The organism is Roseisolibacter sp. H3M3-2 (assembly GCF_029211165.1).
Classification (GTDB): domain Bacteria; phylum Gemmatimonadota; class Gemmatimonadetes; order Gemmatimonadales; family Gemmatimonadaceae; genus Roseisolibacter.
Map to the genome: position 1 here is coordinate 1 of NZ_JARGEK010000287.1, position 6470 is coordinate 6470.

General features: G+C 75.8%; 8 protein-coding genes. 2 read left to right on the forward strand and 6 right to left on the reverse strand.

Features of this window, described 5'->3' with window-relative positions; translation table 11 throughout:
* The 4 genes from PYV61_RS18995 to PYV61_RS19010 all read right to left on the reverse strand — a co-directional run.
* Nucleotides 1–833: acyltransferase (locus PYV61_RS18995; RefSeq protein WP_275834539.1), on the reverse strand; the 833-nt coding region annotated here is incomplete at its 3' end.
* Between the two features lie 7 nt (nt 834–840).
* Nucleotides 841–1107 (reverse strand): hypothetical protein, encoded by a 267-nt coding sequence (locus tag PYV61_RS19000; RefSeq protein WP_275834541.1) that lies wholly within the window; start codon nt 1105–1107, stop codon nt 841–843.
* A gap of 72 nt (nt 1108–1179) precedes the next feature.
* The gene (locus PYV61_RS19005) at nt 1180–1854 is read right to left on the reverse strand and encodes a methyltransferase domain-containing protein (RefSeq protein WP_275834543.1); all 675 of its coding nucleotides are present in this window, start codon (nt 1852–1854) and stop codon (nt 1180–1182) included.
* 7 nt (nt 1855–1861) lie between these two features.
* A complete protein-coding gene (locus PYV61_RS19010) occupies nt 1862–2437 on the reverse strand; it encodes a DUF5946 family protein (RefSeq protein ID WP_275834545.1) in 576 nt (191 codons plus the stop codon).
* Between the two features lie 111 nt (nt 2438–2548).
* On the opposite strand from PYV61_RS19010, the gene PYV61_RS19015 reads away from it, so the two are divergent.
* Both PYV61_RS19015 and PYV61_RS19020 read left to right on the forward strand, forming a co-directional pair.
* Nucleotides 2549–3238, forward strand: a complete 690-nt coding sequence (locus PYV61_RS19015; protein WP_275834547.1) for a DUF305 domain-containing protein — start codon at nt 2549–2551, stop codon at nt 3236–3238.
* Nucleotides 3239–3279: 41 nt separating this feature from the next.
* Nucleotides 3280–5262, forward strand: coding sequence for a hypothetical protein (locus PYV61_RS19020; protein WP_275834549.1), 1983 nt, complete (start codon nt 3280–3282; stop codon nt 5260–5262).
* Between the two features lie 63 nt (nt 5263–5325).
* Here the strand turns inward: PYV61_RS19020 and PYV61_RS19025 are convergent, their stop codons facing one another.
* Together PYV61_RS19025 and PYV61_RS19030 are read right to left on the reverse strand one after the other, a co-directional pair.
* Nucleotides 5326–5526: a hypothetical protein gene (locus tag PYV61_RS19025; protein ID WP_275834550.1), complete on the reverse strand. Its 201-nt coding sequence runs from the start codon at nt 5524–5526 to the stop codon at nt 5326–5328.
* 313 nt (nt 5527–5839) lie between these two features.
* Nucleotides 5840–6355, reverse strand: a complete 516-nt coding sequence (locus PYV61_RS19030; protein WP_275834552.1) for a hypothetical protein — start codon at nt 6353–6355, stop codon at nt 5840–5842.
* Nucleotides 6356–6470 lie beyond the last annotated feature (115 nt).

Sequence of the window (6470 nt, forward strand, 5' to 3'; positions counted from 1 at the left end):
CGTTCCGACTTGGCCGGCCCCGCGCCGACGCCCGCCGCCGCGCCGAGCGTCGGCACCAGCGCGGCGAGCCCGGGGTACGGCAGCGTGCCGTCGAACGCCCACACCGCCGCGGCGACCAGCGCCAGCCCGGCCGCCGGCAGCACGGGCGCCGTCCGCGGCGACGGCGCGCCCGGCGTCAGCGCGACCAGCCCGCCGAGCGCGAACTCCCACAGCCGCGTGGCGAGCCCGTAGTAGGCCCACGCCGACTGCGCGCCGGTGAGCCACCACGACGCCGCGAGCGACGCCAGCCCGGCCAGCGCGACGCCCCACGGCAGCGCGCGCGGCCGCCGCTCCGCGACCAGCGCGACCAGCAGCAGGAGGAGCGGCCAGAGATAGTAGAACTGCTGCTCGACGCCGAGCGACCAGGTGTGCAGCAGCGGGTCGTCGCGCGAGCCGAAGTAGTGCACGCCGCGCGACGCCAGCTCGACGTTGGCGCCCGAGAGCGCGACGGCGCGCGCGGTCGCGGCGGCGGGGGCGCGGTCGATCGGCGCCCAGAACGCCCACACCAGCGCCAGCGTCGCCGCGACGACGAGGAAGAGCGCCGGCAGCAGCCGCGCGGCGCGGCGCGCCCAGAAGTCGGCGAGCCCGATGCGCCCGGTCTTGTCCAGCTCGCGCGCCAGCGCGCGGGTGGCGAGGAACCCCGAGAGGACGAGGAAGACGTCGACGCCGACGAACCCGCCGGCGAACCCCGGCACCCCGGCGTGGAAGAGCACCACCAGCAGGATCGCCACGCCGCGCAGCCCCTCGAGGTCGGGGCGGAAGTCGGGGCGGGGGCGGTCGGCGGCGCCGGGCATGCCGCTCCTACGCGGGCGGCAGCCGCCGGGTGTCGTCGGGCTCGGCCGGACGGATCTCGAGGGTGGGATCGAGCGGCAGCTCGGCCGGCGGCGGCGGGCGCAGCGCCGGCCGCCCCGTGAGCCGCCGCACCGCCATGACCCCGCCGCCGACCACCGCCAGCGCCAGCGCCGCGACCGCGCCGAACACCACGACGCCGACCAGCAGCGCCAGGACGACGAGGAGGATCAGCAGCCCGACGAGCGGGTTGCGGGTGCGGAACTGGACGACGCGCATGGGAGGCAAACTACCTGCGGGCTGCGGGCTGCGGATCGGAACCCGTTGCCCGCAGCCCGCAGTCCGCAGCCGCTACGGAGCCCCCCCCGGCGCGCGGAGCTCGTAGACCCCGATCCGCCGCGCCTCCTCCCCCTCCCCGATCGTCCACCGCGACAGCCCGACCGTCCAGCCGTCGCGCTCCATCGCCTCCAGCAGCCGGAAGCTGAGCGGGCGGAACGGGTCGGCCAGGAGCAGCCGGCCGCCGGGGGCGAGGTTGGCGTCGAAGATCCGCCGCAGCCGGTCGTGCATCCCGTCGGCGTACAGGACGTCGGCGCCGAGGATCCAGTCGTAGCGCGCCGCGTCGGTCCAGGCGTCCCAGTCGGCCTGGCGGTACTCGACGCCGGCGACGCCGTTGCGCGCCCCGTTGCGGCGGCACACCGCCAGCGCGACCGCCTGCTTGTCGGTCTGCACCACGCGGGCGCCGAGCGAGGCGGCGACGATCCCGGGGAGTCCCGTCCCCGCCCCCAGCTCCAGCACCGTGCGCCCGCGCAGGTCGGCGGCGCGCGCGGCCACGTCGTGCGCCAGCGCGATCGACGCCGACCAGAGGACGACGCCGTAGGGGAGCGCGCGCCGCTCGCCGAGGAAGTCCTGCTCCTCCTGGAACGACAGCAGCGCCTCCGTGTGCAGCACCGACCACTCGCGCCCGCCGAGGCGCAGGCGGTACTCCTGCAGCGGGAAGTCGCCCGCCGTCGTCTCGAGCATCTCCATGGCGGCGTCAGTCGGCGACGACGTGGCGGTCGTACCAGGCGCGCAGCGTGGCGGCGTGCGCGCCCTCCCAGGCGGCCAGCACCGACGCCGCGTAGTCGGCGGGGGCGGCGGGCGTGGTCACCCCGCCCCCGGGGTACAGGTGGCGCAGCGTGAGCGCGGCGCCGACCGGGGGCGGGGCGAGCTTCGCGAACACGCCGCGGGTGCGGAGGGCGCGGGTGCGCACCCACTGCGCGCGGGCCGGGGCGACGCCGCGGCGCGCCACCCCGTGCAGCACCAGCAGGTGGACCGCCACCGACTGCACGGCCGGCGGGGAGTCGTCGCCGTGGTGCTGGGCGGCGTAGGCGTCGGCGACCAGCGTCGCCAGCGCGGGGGCGGGCGGGAACGGCGCCGGGCGCGCCGCCGAGGGCGCCTCGGGGACGCGCGAGGCGGCCAGCAGCGCCGGGTCGGGGGCCTCGCCGACCGAGCGGGGGGCGAACAGCGCCCAGCAGCCGGCGGAGGCGCCGATGTAGCGGTGCGTGGGGCCGTCGGACGGCGGGAACAGCGCCCCGCAGCCGGGGCAGGGGGCGGGCGGCGCGGGGGGCATGGCGCGCACGCTCGCCGGGGGCGTGCGCGGCGTCAACGGCGTCCGGCGCTGCTGCGTCAACCAGACGGTGGCGGGCGGGGTATGTTACCCCGGCTCTCCACTCGATTCCCGATGCCCAGCCCGACCGTTCTCCGCCTCCTCGCCCTCGGCGTGCTCGCCGGCTGCGCGTCGGGCGGCGCGTCCCCGCGCGCCGCCGCGACCGCCGCGACGACGGGCGCGCTCCCGCCCGACAGCGTCCGCTACGCCACGCGCTACGGCTTCACGGACGCCGACGTGCGGTTCATGACCGACATGATCGGGCACCACGCGCAGGCGGTCGTCATGTCGCGCCTCGCGCCGGAGCGCGCGGCCAGCCCGTCGATCCGCACGCTGGCGGCGCGCATCATCAACGCGCAGCGCGACGAGATCGCGAGCATGCAGACGTGGCTGCGCGACCGCGGCCGCCCGGTGCCGGCCCCCGACACCACCGCCGCCGCGCTGGCGCACGTCGGCCACGACATGGGCGGCGCCGCGGGCGGCCACGGCGACCACGCCGCGATGGCGGGGATGCTCACGCCGGCGCAGCTGCGGCAGCTGGCCGAGGCGCGCGGGCCGGTGTTCGACCGGCTGTTCCTCCAGTTCATGATCCAGCACCACCGCGGCGCCACGGCGATGGTCGAGCAGCTGTTCGCCACCGACGGCGCCGGGCAGGACGAGGGCGTGTTCAAGCTCGCGTCCGACATCAACGTCGACCAGGTGACCGAGATCGCCCGCATGGAGCGCATGCTCCTCGACGTGCTGACCGGGGGCGGCGCGCCCTGACCGCGCGGCCCCACACCCCACCCGCTCCCTCCCCAACCCACGTGTCGTCCACCCGTCTCCTCACCCTCGCCCTCGCGGCGACGACGCTCGGCGCCTGCGCGCGCGGCGTCAGCGTCTCGACGGGCGCCGCCCCGTCGGGCGCCGCGCGCTCGGCGGCCGCCGACCCGCGCGTCGGCCTGCGCGCGGGGCTCTACGACGCGGCCACCGCCGTGTCCAACATGCAGGTGCTGGCCACCGCGCGCCCGGGCGACCGGTTCGCCGGCAGCACCAACTCCGACCTGGCGTTCACCGGCAACTACGCCATCCAGGGGAACTACAACGGCTGGCAGATCTGGGACATCTCCACGCCCAGCAAGCCGACGCTCGTCACGGCGTACTTCTGCCCGGCGTCGCAGAGCGACGTGTCGGTCTACAAGAACCTGCTGTTCGTGTCGGGCGAGGGGCTCACCGGCCGCATCGACTGCGGCGGGCAGGGCGTGCAGTCGGCGGTGAGCAAGGACCGCCTGCGCGGCCTGCGCATCTTCGACATCACCGACATCAAGAACCCGAAGAACGTCGGCAACGTGCAGACGTGCCGCGGCTCGCACACGCACACCGTGCTGGCCGACCCGAAGGACACGGCGAACGTCTACGTGTACATCTCGGGCTCCGCCGGCGTGCGCTCCGACCAGGAGCTGCCGGGCTGCTCGCGCTCGGCGCCGGGCGAGGACCCGAACTCGGCGCTCTTCCGCATCGAGGTCATCAAGGTCCCGCTCGCGAACCCGGCGGCGGCGGCGATCGTCAGCTCGCCGCGCATCTTCAACGGGCTGCAGGCCCCGCCGCGCCACGGCGCCGCGCCGGCCGACGTGCAGGCGCAGCGCGAGGCGCTGGCCGCCGCCCGCGCCCGCGGCGACTTCGTCGTGAGCATCAACGGCACCGAGCGCCCGCTGCGCACGCAGCAGACGCAGCCGATGCTCGACAGCATCGTGCGCGCGCGCGGCGGCAGCGGCGCCGCCACGGCCGCCGACAGCGCGGCGCTGCGGCAGGCGCTCCCCGGCATGATGGCGCGCCTGTTCGGCGGCGGCGGCCGCGAGGAGACGGGCCCCGACCAGTGCCACGACATCACCGTCTACCCGGCGCTCGGCCTCGCCGGCGGCGCGTGCGAGGGGTACGGGCTGCTGCTCGACATCCGCGACCCGGCCAACCCGGTGCGCATCGGCGCCGTCGCCGACTCGAACTTCTCGTACTGGCACTCGGCGACGTTCAACAACGACGGCACCAAGATCCTGTTCACCGACGAGTGGGGCGGCGGCTCGCAGCCGAAGTGCCGCGCCAGCGACCCGAAGGAGTGGGGCGCCAACGCGGTGTTCACGCTGACGCCCGACCGCCGCATGCAGTTCCAGAGCTACTACAAGCTCTCGGCGCCGCAGACGTCGCAGGAGAACTGCGTCGCGCACAACGGCTCGCTGATCCCGATCCCGGGGCGCGACGTCATGGTGCAGTCGTGGTACCAGGGCGGCATCTCGGTCTTCGACTGGACCGACCCGAAGAACGTGCAGGAGATCGCCTTCTTCGACCGTGGCCCCGTCGCCGCCGACCGCCAGGGGAACGGCGGCTCGTGGTCGGTCTACTGGTACAACGGCAGCATCGTCTCGTCCGAGATCTCGCGCGGCCTCGACGTCCTCGCGCTGACGCCGAGCGAGCACATCTCGCAGAACGAGATCGACGCCGCCAACACGATCCGCTTCGACTACCTGAACGCGCAGGGGCAGCCGAAGCTCGTGTGGCCGCCGTCGTTCGCGCTGGCGCGCGCCTTCGCCGACCAGCTCGAGCGCTCGAAGGGGCTCGTCTCGGCCCGCCTGTCGGCGGTGCGCGACGCCCTCGCCGGCGCCGAGCGGCAGAGCGGCGCCGCGCGCCGCGACGCGCTGAACAAGCTCGCCAACGAGCTCGACGCCGACGCCCAGGCGTCGTCGGACGCCAACAAGGTGCGCATGCTCCAGAAGGCGATCCGCGACCTGTCCACGTCGACGATCGCGATGCGCTGAGGCACGCCCCGGCGTGATGTGACGGGGGCCGGCTCCATCTCGGAGCCGGCCCCCGTCGCGCGCTCAGGGCCCGCGCGTCCGCTCGCGCCGCTGCCAGCGGTCCTGCCGCTCCGCCATCACGCGCACGAGGTCGAGGAACTCCGACTCGGGCATCGCGCCGAGCACGGGGCGGAGGCGGTGCATCAGCTCCGCGGCGATCGCGTCGACGGCGGCGCCGTCGGGCGTGTAGGGGGGATGGGGAACCGGACTGGTGCCGTCGCTCATGCGCAGGTGTAAGGCGAGCGGAGCGCCAGCGGCGGGGGAGACGGGTGACGTACTTCACGCTCCAGGCTGTTTCCGCTTCCCTTTCGACGGCGAGGAGCGGGGTGGGGCGCAGTTCAGGGCAGTGCGGAGAGCGGGGTGAACCGAACACAGGGGTGACCCGGAAACCGGGGTACGGCGGACCTGCCCGCTCATAGCCGGTAGGTCCGCCGTACCCCGGTTTCCGGGTCACCCCTTGGTTCGGTTCACCCCGCTCTGCGCCGTTCCTGGGCTTCGCCGTCCCCCGCTCTACGCCGTCACGAAAGCCGACCGGAGACTACCGCCACCGCCGAATCCGCCGCGTCGTCGGCGCCTCTCCCCTCGCCGCCCCCGGACATGCCGCCGGGTCCGCCACCGGCTCGCCGCGCAGGATCTGCCAGTCGATCGGCACGCGCTGGTCGAGGCACACGTCGAGCACCGTCCCCAGCGACTTGGTCGGCAGGTGCGTGATGATCGCGGCGTTCGCGCTCGTCCCCACGTCCTGCCGCGCCGGGCACTGCCCCTCGGCCTCGACGTAGGCCACCGCGATCCACTCCCGCGGCACGCTCTCGGTGCGGCAGATCCGGCGCTGGTCGGGGGTCCTCACGCCGTTCGCCGGCGTCGGCACCACGCCGCCCGGGACGGGGAGCGGGGTCGGGCGGTCGGCCGGGATCGGGGCGCGGTCGGCGCGCGGGAAGGGCGACGACGGCGCCGTCTCGGCGGTCGTCCCGCGGGCCCCGCGCAGGCTCACCCCGCCGCACGCGGCGAGCGTCACGAGCACCAGCAGGGCGGTCGGCGCGGCGGCACGGCGCATCGGGGACTCCGGCGGCGAGGGGGAGGCGGAGAGGGTCGGTCGGCGCGCCCGTCGGCGCAAGCGGCGCACCGGACGGCGTCGCGCGCGCTCCGCTGCGGCGGGCGGCGCGCGACGG